This is a genomic window from Microbacterium sp. SWDP-B6, from assembly GCF_059803615.1.
The window spans coordinates 43,284-56,481 of sequence record NZ_JAPFGV010000004.1 but is presented as its reverse complement, the minus strand read 5'-3'; the positions used below and the strand labels follow the sequence as shown (position 1 = coordinate 56,481).

Sequence of the window (13,198 nt, the reverse complement as noted above, 5' to 3'; positions counted from 1 at the left end):
CGCCGTAGGCTGGCGACATGAGTACCGAGCGAGCGACATCCTTCGGCGCCGAAGCCGCGAACTACGAGGCCGGGAGACCCGACTATCCCTTCGAAGCGGTCGCGTGGATGCTCGACCCGATGCCGCACGGTTCTCGTCGCATCGCCGATGTCGGCGCGGGAACGGGCAAGCTCACTCGCGTGCTCGCTCAGGCGCCGGACGCCGAGGTCGTGGCCGTCGACCCGGACGCCACCATGCTCGAGACCCTGCGTCTGAGCGTTCCCGGTGTTCCCACGTTCCAGGGGACCGCCGAGCGGATGCCGTTGCCCGACGCGAGCCTCGACGCCGTCGTGCTCGGTCAGGCGTGGCACTGGGTGCAGCCGGCAGCCGCGTCTGCCGAGCTCGGACGAGTCGTCCGCACCGGGGGAGTCCTCGGGTTGATCTGGAACATCCGCGACGAGCGCGTGGAGTGGGTTCGTCGCCTGACGGACATCATGCACAGCAGCCCGGCCGAGAACATGGTCAACGGCCCCGGGTCCGATGGTCCGCGCATCGAGGCGCCCTTCACGCACGTCGAGAAGCAGCAGTGGGAGTGGACGCGCGCGATGAGCAGGACGAAGTTGCACCAGATGGCGCTCTCACGCAGCTACCTCATCACCGCTCCCGCCGACGAGCGCGCGGAGATCACGCGACAGATGGACGACCTGTTCGACGAGCTGGGGCTCGAGGGCGACTCGACGATCGACCTCCCCTACGTGACGCACGCGTTCCGCGCCGTGCGCGCCTGACCGGCATCCCGGAGGGGCTGCGCATCTGCGCCAGGTAGACTCGACCCCCGTGGCTCTCACTATCGGAATCGTCGGCCTGCCCAATGTCGGCAAGTCCACCCTTTTCAACGCTCTCACCAAGAACGACGTGCTCGCGGCGAACTACCCGTTCGCGACGATCGAGCCGAACGTCGGGGTGGTGAATCTTCCCGATCCGCGTCTCGACAAGCTCGCCGAGATCTTCGGCAGCGAGCGCATCCTGCCCGCAGCGGTGTCGTTCGTCGACATCGCCGGTATCGTGCGCGGTGCCAGCGAGGGCGAGGGGCTCGGCAACAAGTTCCTCGCGAACATCCGCGAGGCCGATGCGATCGCTCAGGTCGTGCGCGGTTTCGCAGATGACGATGTCGTGCACGTCGACGGCGCGGTCAACCCGGCATCCGACATGGAGACCATCAACGCCGAGCTCATGCTCGCCGACCTCGAGACCGTCGACAAGGCGATCACGCGGTACGAGAAGGAGGTGCGCGGCAAGAAGATCGAGCCCGTCGTCCTCGAGACCGCCCACGCGGCCAAGGACGCCCTCGAGCGCGGTGTGCTGCTGTCTGTCGCCGGCATCGATCTGACCCCGATCCGCGAGCTCGGGCTTCTCACGGCCAAGCCGGTCATCTTCGTCTTCAACGTCGACGAGGGCGTGCTCACGAACGATGCGCGCAAGGCGGAGCTCGCCGCTTTGGTCGCTCCGGCGAAGGCGATCTTCCTCGACGCGAAGATCGAGTCCGAGCTGATCGACCTCGACCCCGAGGATGCCGCAGAGCTGCTCGCGTCGACCGGCCAGGACGAGTCCGGTCTCGACCAGCTCGCCCGCATCGGCTTCGACACCCTCGGTCTGCAGACCTACCTCACCGCTGGCCCCAAAGAGGCTCGCGCGTGGACGATCCCCAAGGGATCCAAGGCGCCGCAGGCTGCCGGCGTCATCCACACCGACTTCGAGAAGGGCTTCATCAAGGCCGAGATCGTCTCGTTCGACGACCTCGTCGAGACCGGCTCCGTCGTCGAAGCCCGATCCAAGGGCAAGGCCCGCCTCGAGGGCAAGGACTACGTCATGCAGGACGGCGACGTGGTGGAGTTCCGCTTCAACAACTGAGCGGGGTCCGGCCCGAGCGCTGAGGAGATTGAGGGCGGCTCGCACGACGCCGCGGGTCGCGAATCAGATCTCGTCGCCACGCAGAGCGCGCGCGGTCCAGCCGACCCGCACCAATGCCTCCGCAAGGCGGTCGGCGGCAGCGCGCGCGACGTCGAAGCTCGCATCGGAGCAGACGTCGACGGCGATCGGCGGCGGATCGGCGAAGCGTGGTATCTGCACCTCCGCCCAGGCGTCGGGCGAAAGCGGTACCCGAGGGGACGCGGTGCGTGCGTCTCTGATGGCACTGTCCGACGCGAAAGCGATGACGTCCAGCGCATGGAGCTTGGTGATCGGCATGTCCACGACGATGGTCACGACGAAAGCCGCGTTTGCGGTATCCCGGAACTCTGGCCTCACCGCATGAAGGTATCACTCGGCGCGAACAGTCGGTCTAGCCGCGACGCTCGACGTCCTGACGCAAGACCTCGGGCCACGCTTCGACATCTCCCGGGGTGCGAGCGACCGCAAGAGTTGCATTCGGGAGCAGTGCGGCGAGGGATTCGGCGGTCGACAACGGGTGGCCTGGATCATCGACCCACGCCAAGATCGTCGTCGGCACATCGATCTGCGCGACGGCCTCAGGGGCAGGAAGGTCGCTGAGGGCCGCGCCGCGCAGCAACGACGGCAACAGAGCGTCGGCGACGTCGGGCCATGTCTCCGGGGCGCCGACGGTGGCCGGGGGCGGAACTGATCCCCGCGTGGCGGCGTGGAACGCTTCCACACCGTCAGACTCGATGAGCGCAGCCGCTGCTCGGTAGTTCGCGGCCTGATCGGGTCTGGTGTCCCACGCGGTGGGCGGCACCATGAGCGTGAGCCCGGTGAAGCGGTCAGGCTCGAGCGACGCGGCGTGCAAGAGCGTCGCGGCGCCCATGGAGGGGCCGACTCCATGGACGCGTTCGCCCGGGAACCAGTCATCGAGCAATCGCAGAAGATCCTCGGCGAGGTTGTGCCAGCGGTAGTCCTCCGGGACCTTTCGCCCCGTCGACCTGCCATGGCCGCGTGCGTCGTATCGCAGCAGTCGTGTTCCGCTGAGCCCTCGACCCAGATCGAGATTGAGCACTCGATCGCGGGCACGGCTCGACGTGAGACCGTGCAGCTGGACCACCGGGTGTCCGCCTTCATCGCTCAAGGACACAGCCAGCTCGGCTCCGGGCACCTCGAAAGTGGGCATCGGGCTCCTCGATCGGGGACTCACCGCGTCGGCTCGGGCAGTCGTGGAGTTTTCAGGTTATCTGGGGCCGCTAAGGTACTGCCCATGCGACTGACCAACGTCACGCACCTCCGCCTCCCGTTCGGACGGCTCTGGGGGTACGACGTGAGCGCGTCTGGGCTCGGGCGACGCATCCCCGTGTCATTCGATCAGCGACTCCACGTCGGAGCAGGCGACCGATCGGGCTCGTGGATGGCATTGTCCTTCCGGCTGCCTGCAGCGACTCGACGCGAGTCGATCGCCGATGCCTGGCTGGCTGTCGTCGCTCGCCACGGCACGCTGCGATCGGCATTCGCGCCCGGTGCTGACGGCGATCCCGTGCTTCACGAGATCGAGATCGGCCCCGGAAGCTGGGTCGAGCATCAGGTGGCCCCCGGCCAGGCTGTCAACGATGCCTTGCGGGACATCCTCGACGCGGCATGTTCGCCGTACCAGCATCCTTCGCATCGCCTGTGCGTGTTGGAGACCGCTGCGGGGCTCACGGTCGTGATCGCGGCGGACCACGCGCACGTCGACATGTGGTCGATGCTGGTGATCGCGCGCGACCTGCTGTCTGCCCTCGATGCCGAGAGGGCAGGCGCGAAACCGATGCCGGAGGCGGCGCCGGCGTTCGTCGAACACACGCAAGCATTGCTCGATCGGGATGCTGCGCCAGACCACGTTCGTCAGCGATGGAAAGCCATCATCGAGGACAGCGGCGGTGTGATGCCGCAGTTCCCGTTGCCGCTCGGCACGCCCGAGCCGCATCGTGAGCGCGTGGAAGTGCGCGATGTGTTCGACGTCGACGACGCGGCAGCCTTTGCCGTGCAGGCGCGTGACGACGGCGTCTCGACCCTCGCACGCGCGGTGGTCGCGATGACCGCGGTGACGCGCGAGTTGGCGGGCACCCCGCTTCGAGCCGTGTTTCCCGTGCACAGCCGCTTCGAGGACACGTGGCATGACTCGGTCGGCTGGTTCATCACCAACTCCGTCCTGGAGTCGGACGTCGCCGAGCCGCGCGCGGCGGCGGCCGCGGTGAAAGAGGCGGTGCAACTCGGTGCGTGGCCGCTCGCCGACGTACTCGCTCCGTGGGGTGGCATGCCCGTAGCGCCTGGGATGTTCGCGATCTCATGGCTGGATCTGCGCAGGCTGCCGGTGCGAATCGACTCCGTCGCGCTCGACGCCCAGTATGTCAGCGCGGCGACCGACACCGACGGCGTCATGCTGTGGTTCATCCTCGATGAGTCGGGCCTGCACCTGCGATGCCGCTATCCCGATACCGCTGAGGCTCGCGCCAACGTCGGCGGGTGGCTCGACCTGTTTGTGGCCAGACTGCAGGCGGACGCGCGGTCCTCTGTCCGTGGGCGACTGCAGGTCGCCGACCGGACCTTCCGGCTCGAGCGTGCGAGCCGCGATGACATCGAGGCCATCGCTGCGCTGCTGCTCGATGATCAATTCGGCTCGGACCGTGAGAGCGTCGAGCTCGAGCGATATGAAGCCGCCTTCAGCGCGGTCGCTCGCGACAGTTCCCACTATCTGGGGGTTGTCCGCGACAGTGCCGACCACATGGTCGCCACGATGCAACTCACCGTCATCCCCGGCCTCTCGCGCGGTGGTTCGACCCGATTGCAGATCGAGGGACTGCGGGTTGCGCCGGGGGAGCGGTCACGGGGCTTGGGCACGGCGATGCTCGAGTGGGCACACGAATTCGGTCGCGCGCGGGGCGCGCGACTGGCGCAGGTGACCACAGACGAAGCACGGGATCGGACTCGCGCCTTCTATACCCGACTCGGATATCAGACTGCCCACGTCGGGCTGAAACGGCACATCTAGCGGCGTACGCTAGCCGTGTTGCCGACCGAAGGACTTCGCCGTGTCTGACCACAACGCGCACATACCCGCCCCGGACGAGCCGTCAGTCCCGGAATTCGAACTCGACGAGACCGTCGCGCCGCGACCGGAGGAGGAGATCGCCGATGTGCTGCGGACGGAACCCGACCTCGAAGACCGCAGCGATCACTCCGAGTGAGAAGGCGTCTGAGGCTGGGGTGAGGCCGTGGCGCGTGCCTGGCACGCGTGGTCGCGCAAGGCCACGCTCACGGTCTTGATCTCGCCTCGGACCCGGTGACGGTGGCTGCCGTCGCCGTCTGCGAAGCTCGGACCCTCGCTACGCGACGAGTGGGTGCGGGTAGGTGGCGTCTCGGCCCTGGAAGCTCAGGATGCTGGGGTTCTGGATCACTCCCTGGCGGATCTCGATCGCGCGTGTGAGCGTCGAGTTCTCAGCCCATGCCTCGGGACCCGAGAGCACGGTGCGGAGGAAGGGCAGCAGCGCTTCGCTGATGTCCCACGTGGCGGAATTCCACAGGTATGACGGGCTGTGATCGACGGCGTAGTAGTTCACGCCCTGACCCACCGTGAACATCGGCTCCTCGAACGACGTCGGGATGGCCCATTCGAAGCCCATGCCCTCGTCGCAGGAGACGTCGATGATCAGGCTGCCCGATGCGAATCGGTCGAGGTCCTCGGTTCGCAGATACGTCAACGGCGCTGCGACGTCCTGCAGGGTGCAGTTGACGACGATGTCGTACGTCGCCAGGAAATCGGGGAGGAGCACGGGGCCGTCCTCCGTCTCGACTGTGCTGAGGTGTGTGGGCCCGTCGTCGGTGTTGAGCTGGGTGAGATGAGAGTTGTGGATGGGGGAGCCCACCGCCGCTGCCCCGCGCTGCGTGAGGACTTCGATGTCGTGGACTCCGTGCGCGTTCAGCGCGGTCACTGCGCCTCGTGCCGTCGCGCCGAAACCGATGACCACGGCGCGAAGTCGCGGCCCGTAGTCGCCGGTCGAACCGACGAGGCTCAGAGCATGGATGACCGAGCAGTAACCGGCCAGCTCGTTGTTCTTGTGGAAGACGTGCAGACTCATGTCGCCCTGTGAGGTCCAGTGGTTCATGGCCTCGAACGCGATCAGTGTGAGGCGGCTGTCGATCGCGGTCTGCGTGAGGGCCGCATCCTGCACGCAGTGCGGCCAGCCCCAGAGGATCCGCCCCTCGGCGAGCTCGGCGACGTCTGCGAGCTGCGGTTTGGGCAGCAGCAGGACGTCGGCGGAGGCGAGCACCTCGGCGCGATCGGCGACGCGTCCCACGCGGGTTTCGACGTAGCCGGGCTCGAGCTGGAAATCGGTGCCGTAGCCGCGCTCGACGATCATGCGAGCACGAATATCTGCGTCGATGCGGTCGAGATGGCGGGGATGGATGGGGAGGCGTCGCTCGTTCTCCATCGAGGAGTTCGCCAGCACACCGAGGGTCAGAAGCCCCTGGGTCGCGGTCGAAGTCGAGGGTGACGTGCGAACTGCGGACGAGCGTGTCGTGTCGGACAACGGGTTCCCATCTTCGGGGAACCAGGGTCAGCTCCTGCCCTGACTCTATGCCCCTGGGCAGCGGGGCGTCGCGCGGGGCCGATCTTCGCATCCTGCTCGGGCTACGCTTGATGTCGATCCCTGACACTCGAACGAGGAGCCGCGCGCCCATGACCGATACCCAGATCTTCGAGCCAGAGGGCCGCGCCATCCCCTTCGTGGACGAGGGAGACGGCCCCGTGAAGCTGGTTCTGATCCAGGAGCAGGGGCTCGCCGCCGACGTTCTGGGCGTCGCCGCGCACTACCTCGCCGAGGAGGCGGGCTTCCACGTACTGCGGATCGGGCACCGGTCGGAGTCCGAGGCGACGCTCGACGAGCGCGTCGAGGACGCCATCGCCGTGATCGATCACGTGGGCATCGAAGACACCTGGGTCGGCGGTCACGGCTTCGGCGGCACGATCGCACGTGCGCTGGTGTCAGCGCACAGCGACCGGGCCAACGGCCTGCTGCTGCTCGGTGTCGAGGACGTCGACATCGCGGTCGCACCGGCGATCCCCGTGCTCATCGTGCAGGGAACCGAAGACACCGACACCCCCGCAGCGAACGCAGAAGCACTGCAGGCGACGATCCCTGACCGGTCGAGCATCAAGACGATCGCGGGCGACCACCTGTTCCCGATGCACCACCCGATCGAGACCGGCGTGATCATCGAGGAATACCTGGACTGGGACTGACTCCGATGGCAGCATCTGGCCGCACCGTCGTCCTCGCGATCGATCTGCAGGCCGGAGTGACACCCGGGTGCTTCGACGAACAGGGCGTGCTCTCCCGCGCCGCAGCCCTGGTCGACAGAGCTCGCGCAGCCGGAGTGCCCGTCGTCTGGGTGCATCACGACCCCGTCGGCGTGGGCACGCCTGAATGGGAGCTGGCGGCTCCACTGCATCGCGCCGAGGGCGAGGCCCTCGTGCGCAAGGACTACCGGGACTCGTTCGCCGACACGACCCTGCGCGCGACGCTCGACGAGCTGGGTGCGACGCGTCTGGTGATCACCGGAGCGCAGTCCGACTTCTGCGTGCGCACCACCACACAGCGCGCAGCAGCCGAGGGGTACGACGTCACGCTCGTGAGCGACGCGCACACCACGGTCGACACCGCATGGGACGGCGTGCCGATCTCGGGCGAGCAGATCGTCGCACACACCAACATGTACTTCTCAGGACTGCGGTATCCGGAGCAGGAGTTCGGGATCGCGACGCACGATCAGGTCGTTCTCTGACGACCCGATCCGAGTCTGAGATTCCCTCGCCGCCTGAGATGATGGTCTGATGACCGCCACCCTCGTCGCCCAGAACCTGGCAGGCGGCTACGGCCACCGCATCCTCTTCGAGGGGCTCGATCTGACGGTCGCTCCTGGCGAAGTGATCGGCGTCGTCGGGGCGAACGGAGCGGGTAAATCGACGCTTCTCCGCCTTCTCGCCGGCGTGGACGCGCCGATGGGAGGGGCGATCTCGCTCGCACCCACTGACGCGTTCGTCGGGTGGCTTCCACAGGAGCACGAGCGAGTGGAAGGTGAGACGGTCGCGGAGTACATCGCGCGCCGCACCGGGTGCGCGGCGGCGACGCGAGATATGGATGCGGCTGCGGCGGCGCTCGGAGACCCGACGCTCGCGCCGGCGGGCACAGACCCGGCCGACACCTACTCTCAGGCGCTCGACCGGTGGCTCGCAAGCGGGGCGGCCGATCTCGACGAACGCATCCCTGCCGTGCTCGCCGACCTCGGGCTCCCGAGCGGCAGCGGTGTCGCGGCTGATGCGCTCATGACGGGGCTCTCGGGTGGTCAGGCTGCTCGCGTCGGGCTCGCGGCGTTGCTGCTGTCGCGCTTCGACATCGTGTTCCTCGACGAGCCGACCAACGATCTCGACCTCGATGGGCTCGATCGACTCGAGTCGTTCGTCCGCGGACTCCGTGGCGGTGTCGTGCTCGTCAGCCACGACCGCGAGTTCCTGGCGCGCAGCGTGACTCGTGTGCTCGAGCTCGATCTCGCACAGGGATCGAATCGCCTCTACGGCGGCGGCTACGACGCCTTCATCGAAGAACGAGCCGTCGTGCGCCGGCACCTGCGGGAGAAGTACGACGAGTTCGCCGACAAGAAGGCCGACCTCGTCTCGCGTGCCCGCACCCAGCGCGAGTGGTCGAGCCAGGGTGTGCGCAACGCGATGAGGAAGTCGCCGGACAACGACAAGATCAAGCGCAAGGCGTCAGCCGAGTCGAGCGAGAAGCAGGCGCAGAAGGTGCGTCAGATGGAGAGCCGGATCGCGCGCCTCGATGAGGTCGAGGAGCCCCGCAAGGAGTGGCAGCTGGAGTTCACGATCGGTTCGGCGCCTCGATCGAGCAGTGTGGTGTCCACGCTCAGCGGTGCGGTGTTCCGGCAGGGGACCTTCACCATGGGGCCGCTTTCGCTGCAGATCGATGCCGGCGACCGCATCGGCATCACCGGCCCGAACGGTGCCGGCAAGTCGACGCTGCTGCGAGCTCTTCTCGGGCGGCAGGAGCCGGTCGAGGGGACGGCGAGTCTCGGGAGCAGCGTGCAGATCGGCGAGATCGATCAGGCCCGATCCTTGCTCACCGGTGACGCGGCGCTCGCGGACGCGTTCGAGGCTCTCGTTCCCGAGCTGACATCGGCGGAGGTGCGCACCCTGCTGGCCAAATTCGGCCTCAGAGCCGACCACGTCACCCGCCCCGTCGGCGCCCTGTCTCCGGGCGAGCGCACCCGGGCGGCGCTGGCGCTGCTGCAGGCGCGCGGAGTCAACCTGCTGGTGCTCGACGAACCCACGAACCACCTCGATCTGCCGGCCATCGAGCAGCTCGAGCAGGCGCTCGAGTCGTACGCGGGCACGCTGCTGCTCGTGACGCACGACCGGCGGATGCTGGAGGCCGTGCAGACGAACCGTCGATGGAGCGTCGAGAACGGCCAGGTGAGCGAGGTCTGAGGCTCAGCGCCCCTGACGCTTCTTGTAGGGCTTCGGCTGCCCCTTCACGACGGGCGCACGGCCTTTGCCCTTCGACGCCTTGGCCTTGCCGCCGGCCGGGCCCACCGTCTTCGGCGCGGGCGGGGGAGCAGCGGCCACAGTCGCCTGAGCCTCGACGAGGAACAGCTCGCCGACGCTCGTCAGCCTCGGTGTCCCTTCGCGGTTGATCAGGGTGTGTCCCACCTCGTCCTCGAGCTTGTCGAGAGAGGTGTAGAGCGATGCCAGGGGGATGCCCAGCTGCTTGGCGGCTCGGGGGAAGTGCAGCGTCTCGGCGACGACGACGTAGCGACGGAGCAGTGCCAGCTTCATGCGGGTGAACGATCTCTCTGAATCCGCGACGATCGCGGGTCCCCACCTAACCTACGCGAGGCGGATGCGCGGCCGCCCCACACAGACACGGATGCCGCGGCTCGATGAGCCGCGGCATCCGGTGATCCTGTCGTTCAGGCGACCTGCGGGAGAACCGCGAAGGACACAGAGCCTTCGTCGTCGACACCGGCGTCGAGCACCTTCTCATCGAGCGCTGCGGCAGCGGCCTCGTCGAGGAAGAGTCGGGTGCCGGCGACCTCGACCACCCGGTCGTCGGGCTCGGGGTCCGGGGTCACGAGGACCGCGAGGCGTGCGCCCCCGTCCGGGCCGGCAGTAGGCGTGGAATGGATGCGAAGGCCTGCGTCGGTGGCGTCGGTCTGACGGCTGACGAGAGTGTTCACGATTGCGGTGGCGTTATCGGTGAGGGTGAGCACGAGACTCTCCTTCCGGTTGCGGTCACGCCGCGGGTGCGACGTGTCCGGGCTACGATTCCGCACACCCCTGGGGCGATTCAACCCGACGCGCCCGGTTCGGAGGGGTCTCCCACCTGATGCAGAGGTTTTCTCAGGAACACCTGCTCGGTTCCGTCGCCCTGGGGCACCCGCTCCGCCTCTTCATAGCCGCATGCCTTGTAAAGACGTATGTTCGCCTCGCTCAGGCTGCCGGTGAAGAGCTCGGCTTCACGGGCCGTCGACGAACGCTCGGCCGCGTCGAGCAGCGTGCGTCCGATGCCCTCGCCCTGCATATCGGGGGCTATCGCTATCCGGCCGATCAGCAGCACTCCGTCAGCTTCGACGAATCGGATCACTCCCACCAGACGGCCGTTCTGGCGGGCTGTCAGCCCCCTGCTCGACCGCAGCTCGGCCTCGACTTCGGGCAGGGTCTGGGTCAGCGGAGGCATGTCGGCGCTGCCGTAGATCTGCGCCTCCGAGACGAACGCCGCCCTTTGAAGGGTGAGCACCTCGCCCGCATCCGATTCTGAGACGGGCCCGATCACCACGTCCGATGCGTTCTCGTCGATGTCCGTCTGTGCTCTCTCTGATTTCGTCACTGCGCCACGATCTGATGAGACCGGGGGGACTGTCAACCCCCTCGATCCGGGCGCGCCGCGGAGCTAGCCTCGCAGTTCCCAACCTCAGGAGGACTCCATGGCTGAGAAGACCGCGTCCAAGACCGGCACCGCATCCAAGCGCGGAGCGAAGACGACCAGACGACAGAACGCCGAGAAGGGATTCACGGCATCCACGACGCTCGCCGCCAATCTGCAGCTCGTGCTCGTCGACCTGATCGAGCTCTCGCTGCAGGGCAAGCAGGCGCACTGGAACGTCGTCGGCCGCAACTTCCGGGACACGCACCGACAGCTCGATGAGATCATCGACGCCGCGCGCACGTTCAGCGACACGGTCGCGGAGCGCATGCGCGCGCTGCACGCCGTGCCCGACGGGCGCACCGATACGATCGCCGAGTCGACGTCGCTTCCCGCGTTCCCGATGGGCGAGGTCTCGACGACCGACACCATCGATCTCGTGACCGCGCGTCTGGATGCCGTCGTCGGAACGATCCGCGACGTGCACGACGCGGTCGACGAAGAAGATCCCACCTCTGCCGACATCCTGCACGCGGTGCTCGAGAGCCTCGAGCAGTTCGCATGGATGGTCAGCGCCGAGAACCGCACCCCGGCCGGCCGCTGACCTCTGCGGGGAACCTCGCGTCAGGTCTTGTCGTCCGCCCCGCCTCGTTCGGCCTCGCGCCGCACGAGGCGGGGGAGGACGAGCCACAGGAGGAGCACAGCCACGCATGAGGACACGAGCGCGATGAGCCCCGCGGAGCGGTCGACGGTGAAATCGATGATGAGGGTCGTGACGCCGATCGTGAGCGCGGCGATCGCCACGAGATCGATCTTCACGATGCGAGCGGCAACCCGCACGAGTTCGGGCTTGCGGCGGCGGCCGAACAGCGCTCGATGCATCCCCACCGGTGCCAGCGCCAGAATCGTGGCCACCGCGGCGAGCCCCACCAGCACCACGTACACGTCTCGCTGGAACTCGTCCATGTCCTCGAATCGAGGAGTGAATGCCACGGCGAGCAGGAACCCCGTGAGGATCTGGGTGCCCGTCTGCATCACGCGCAGTTCTTGCAGCAGCTCCTCCCAGTTGCGGTCTGCTCGCTCGTTGCGCGTCTCATCGCGCCCGTCACGGCGGTCGTCGAGCTCCGCGGAGCGCGTGGGGTGGTCATCGGGTTCCATGCGGCCAGTCTCGCGGGAGGCCTCGAATCCTGTCCAGCCACTTGTGCGTCGACCGAGAAGGAGACCATGATGACGCTTCCCCCGATCCGGGAATGGTGGTCAGCGCTGTCGCTCGAGGCGCGGGTCGACGTGCTCGGCGAGTCGGCGCCGCAGCTGAGCGAACGGACTCGAGAGGAGATCCGGACGATCACGGGTGCGGTGGTCGGCATGAAGGAGACCCTCTCGGACGAGGACCTCGAATACGCCCGCTCCGAGACGCGCTCGGAGATCGCCGACGAGGACTCCGACTGACTCGACGCACTCAGCTGTCTTCGGGGGCCTGCTCCTCGCGCAGTCGGGGTGTGGTTCGGCGTTCCGGACGCAGACCCGCCTTGTCGGCGTAGAACGCGCGGATCCTGTCCATGTCGGCGGCGACGTCCCCCGTCAGCTCGAGAGTGGGCCCGAGACCGGTGGTCATCGTGGTGCGGTCGACGAATCCGAGCGTCACCGGCATCCCGGTCTCTCTTGCGATGCGGTAGAAGCCGGACTTCCAGTACTCGTTGCCCCCGCGAGTGCCGTCGGGCGTGATGACGAGACCGAAGACGCTGCCGGAATGCACCTGCGCGACGACGTCGTTGACCACTCGTGCCGGGTCGGCTCGATCGACTGGGATGCCGCCGATGCTCCGCATGATCGGCCCCCGCCAACCCCGGAACAGACTGTTCTTGCCGAGCCAATGCACCTCGATGTCGAGCCGCCACGCGATCGCCAGCATGAGGACGAAGTCCCAGTTCGACGTGTGCGGCGCGCCGATCAGGATGGTGGGTCGCACAGGCGTCGCCTCGGCAGTGAGGGTCCAGCGGCTGACTGCCCAGAAGAGGCGGGCGAGGAGTCGTTTGAGCACTCGTCAACCGTAGGGCAGAACTCCTGGGAGCCACTGTCGTCGGGCGAAAGAGGGCCGTTTCGAGCCATCACGTCGCCACGGGCGTACGATCGAATGATGGCCAAGACACAGGACTCCGCAGAGCAGGACGCACCGACCGTGCTTCAGCCGCTGACCGGAACTCCGAACCTCCTCGATGACGACGCCGCCGGGTACTGCAGCGGCGGCGTCTGCCACTTCCCTGCGCCGAAGACGCAGTAGCGATCAGACGCCGCCGCAGCGG

18 protein-coding genes are annotated in these 13,198 nt (G+C 67.5%); 10 read left to right on the top strand and 8 right to left on the bottom strand.

The genetic code is table 11. The features are described from left to right. Positions 1-17 precede the first annotated feature (17 nt). Entirely contained in the window at positions 18-767 is a 750-nt protein-coding gene (locus OPU70_RS07560) for a class I SAM-dependent methyltransferase (RefSeq protein WP_311879468.1), read from the top strand. 49 nt (positions 768-816) lie between these two features. Beyond that, the gene (ychF, locus tag OPU70_RS07555; protein ID WP_042542040.1) at positions 817-1,890 is read left to right on the top strand and encodes a redox-regulated ATPase YchF; all 1,074 of its coding nucleotides are present in this window, start codon (positions 817-819) and stop codon (positions 1,888-1,890) included. 63 nt (positions 1,891-1,953) lie between these two features. Here ychF and OPU70_RS07550 read toward each other — a convergent pair whose 3' ends face one another. After that, positions 1,954-2,244, bottom strand: coding sequence for a hypothetical protein (locus OPU70_RS07550; protein ID WP_498557453.1), 291 nt, complete (start codon positions 2,242-2,244; stop codon positions 1,954-1,956). Positions 2,245-2,320: 76 nt separating this feature from the next. Beyond that, positions 2,321-3,100 (bottom strand): alpha/beta fold hydrolase, encoded by a 780-nt coding sequence (locus OPU70_RS07545; protein ID WP_498557452.1) that lies wholly within the window; start codon positions 3,098-3,100, stop codon positions 2,321-2,323. 84 nt (positions 3,101-3,184) lie between these two features. On the opposite strand from OPU70_RS07545, the gene OPU70_RS07540 reads away from it, so the two are divergent. Both OPU70_RS07540 and OPU70_RS07535 read left to right on the top strand, forming a co-directional pair. Continuing rightward, entirely contained in the window at positions 3,185-4,951 is a 1,767-nt protein-coding gene (locus OPU70_RS07540; protein ID WP_498557451.1) for a GNAT family N-acetyltransferase, read from the top strand. Between the two features lie 40 nt (positions 4,952-4,991). Then, on the top strand, positions 4,992-5,147 hold the full coding sequence (locus tag OPU70_RS07535) for a hypothetical protein (protein ID WP_498557450.1): 156 nt from the start codon (positions 4,992-4,994) through the stop codon (positions 5,145-5,147). 138 nt (positions 5,148-5,285) lie between these two features. Here OPU70_RS07535 and OPU70_RS07530 read toward each other — a convergent pair whose 3' ends face one another. Further along, the gene (locus OPU70_RS07530) at positions 5,286-6,392 is read right to left on the bottom strand and encodes a N(5)-(carboxyethyl)ornithine synthase (RefSeq protein ID WP_309694259.1); all 1,107 of its coding nucleotides are present in this window, start codon (positions 6,390-6,392) and stop codon (positions 5,286-5,288) included. A gap of 248 nt (positions 6,393-6,640) precedes the next feature. On the opposite strand from OPU70_RS07530, the gene OPU70_RS07525 reads away from it, so the two are divergent. Genes OPU70_RS07525 through OPU70_RS07515 form a run of 3 tightly spaced genes read left to right on the top strand, consistent with a single transcriptional unit; the run spans position 6,641 to position 9,460 of the window. Beyond that, positions 6,641-7,204, top strand: coding sequence for an alpha/beta fold hydrolase (locus OPU70_RS07525; protein ID WP_309687074.1), 564 nt, complete (start codon positions 6,641-6,643; stop codon positions 7,202-7,204). A 5-nt stretch (positions 7,205-7,209) separates the two neighbouring features. After that, positions 7,210-7,746, top strand: coding sequence for an isochorismatase family protein (locus tag OPU70_RS07520; RefSeq protein WP_498557449.1), 537 nt, complete (start codon positions 7,210-7,212; stop codon positions 7,744-7,746). A gap of 49 nt (positions 7,747-7,795) precedes the next feature. Beyond that, the gene (locus tag OPU70_RS07515; RefSeq protein WP_498557448.1) at positions 7,796-9,460 is read left to right on the top strand and encodes an ABC-F family ATP-binding cassette domain-containing protein; all 1,665 of its coding nucleotides are present in this window, start codon (positions 7,796-7,798) and stop codon (positions 9,458-9,460) included. Positions 9,461-9,463: 3 nt separating this feature from the next. Here the strand turns inward: OPU70_RS07515 and OPU70_RS07510 are convergent, their stop codons facing one another. The 3 genes from OPU70_RS07510 to OPU70_RS07500 all read right to left on the bottom strand — a co-directional run bounded on the left by OPU70_RS07510 (position 9,464) and on the right by OPU70_RS07500 (position 10,859). Beyond that, positions 9,464-9,808 carry a LysR family transcriptional regulator gene (locus tag OPU70_RS07510; protein WP_079112513.1) on the bottom strand — a complete coding sequence of 115 codons (345 nt, stop codon included), beginning with the start codon at positions 9,806-9,808 and terminating at the stop codon, positions 9,464-9,466. Between the two features lie 134 nt (positions 9,809-9,942). Then, positions 9,943-10,242 (bottom strand): iron-sulfur cluster assembly accessory protein, encoded by a 300-nt coding sequence (locus OPU70_RS07505; protein WP_042542033.1) that lies wholly within the window; start codon positions 10,240-10,242, stop codon positions 9,943-9,945. A gap of 77 nt (positions 10,243-10,319) precedes the next feature. Continuing rightward, positions 10,320-10,859, bottom strand: a complete 540-nt coding sequence (locus tag OPU70_RS07500; RefSeq protein ID WP_228385670.1) for a GNAT family N-acetyltransferase — start codon at positions 10,857-10,859, stop codon at positions 10,320-10,322. 97 nt (positions 10,860-10,956) lie between these two features. On the opposite strand from OPU70_RS07500, the gene OPU70_RS07495 reads away from it, so the two are divergent. Then, positions 10,957-11,499: a Dps family protein gene (locus OPU70_RS07495; protein WP_042542032.1), complete on the top strand. Its 543-nt coding sequence runs from the start codon at positions 10,957-10,959 to the stop codon at positions 11,497-11,499. Positions 11,500-11,519: 20 nt separating this feature from the next. Here the strand turns inward: OPU70_RS07495 and OPU70_RS07490 are convergent, their stop codons facing one another. Next, complete coding sequence (locus tag OPU70_RS07490) at positions 11,520-12,053, bottom strand: DUF6328 family protein (protein WP_311879459.1); 534 nt, start codon at positions 12,051-12,053, stop codon at positions 11,520-11,522. A 69-nt stretch (positions 12,054-12,122) separates the two neighbouring features. On the opposite strand from OPU70_RS07490, the gene OPU70_RS07485 reads away from it, so the two are divergent. Further along, a complete protein-coding gene (locus OPU70_RS07485) occupies positions 12,123-12,344 on the top strand; it encodes a hypothetical protein (protein WP_042542030.1) in 222 nt (73 codons plus the stop codon). Positions 12,345-12,354: 10 nt separating this feature from the next. Here OPU70_RS07485 and OPU70_RS07480 read toward each other — a convergent pair whose 3' ends face one another. Continuing rightward, the gene (locus OPU70_RS07480) at positions 12,355-12,936 is read right to left on the bottom strand and encodes a 1-acyl-sn-glycerol-3-phosphate acyltransferase (protein ID WP_042542029.1); all 582 of its coding nucleotides are present in this window, start codon (positions 12,934-12,936) and stop codon (positions 12,355-12,357) included. 96 nt (positions 12,937-13,032) lie between these two features. On the opposite strand from OPU70_RS07480, the gene OPU70_RS07475 reads away from it, so the two are divergent. Beyond that, complete coding sequence (locus OPU70_RS07475; RefSeq protein ID WP_164481686.1) at positions 13,033-13,176, top strand: hypothetical protein; 144 nt, start codon at positions 13,033-13,035, stop codon at positions 13,174-13,176. Positions 13,177-13,198: the final 22 nt, after the last annotated feature.

Coding starts and splice junctions, on each gene's coding strand:
- OPU70_RS07560 (WP_311879468.1), top strand. CDS start 18: ATGAGTACCGAGCGAGCGACATCCTTCGGCGCCGAAGCCGCGAACTAC.
- OPU70_RS07490 (WP_311879459.1), bottom strand. CDS start 12,053: ATGGAACCCGATGACCACCCCACGCGCTCCGCGGAGCTCGACGACCGC.
- OPU70_RS07520 (WP_498557449.1), top strand. CDS start 7,210: ATGGCAGCATCTGGCCGCACCGTCGTCCTCGCGATCGATCTGCAGGCC.
- OPU70_RS07530 (WP_309694259.1), bottom strand. CDS start 6,392: ATGGAGAACGAGCGACGCCTCCCCATCCATCCCCGCCATCTCGACCGC.
- OPU70_RS07525 (WP_309687074.1), top strand. CDS start 6,641: ATGACCGATACCCAGATCTTCGAGCCAGAGGGCCGCGCCATCCCCTTC.
- OPU70_RS07485 (WP_042542030.1), top strand. CDS start 12,123: ATGACGCTTCCCCCGATCCGGGAATGGTGGTCAGCGCTGTCGCTCGAG.
- OPU70_RS07510 (WP_079112513.1), bottom strand. CDS start 9,808: ATGAAGCTGGCACTGCTCCGTCGCTACGTCGTCGTCGCCGAGACGCTG.
- OPU70_RS07515 (WP_498557448.1), top strand. CDS start 7,796: ATGACCGCCACCCTCGTCGCCCAGAACCTGGCAGGCGGCTACGGCCAC.
- OPU70_RS07540 (WP_498557451.1), top strand. CDS start 3,185: ATGCGACTGACCAACGTCACGCACCTCCGCCTCCCGTTCGGACGGCTC.
- OPU70_RS07495 (WP_042542032.1), top strand. CDS start 10,957: ATGGCTGAGAAGACCGCGTCCAAGACCGGCACCGCATCCAAGCGCGGA.
- OPU70_RS07475 (WP_164481686.1), top strand. CDS start 13,033: ATGGCCAAGACACAGGACTCCGCAGAGCAGGACGCACCGACCGTGCTT.
- OPU70_RS07545 (WP_498557452.1), bottom strand. CDS start 3,100: ATGCCCACTTTCGAGGTGCCCGGAGCCGAGCTGGCTGTGTCCTTGAGC.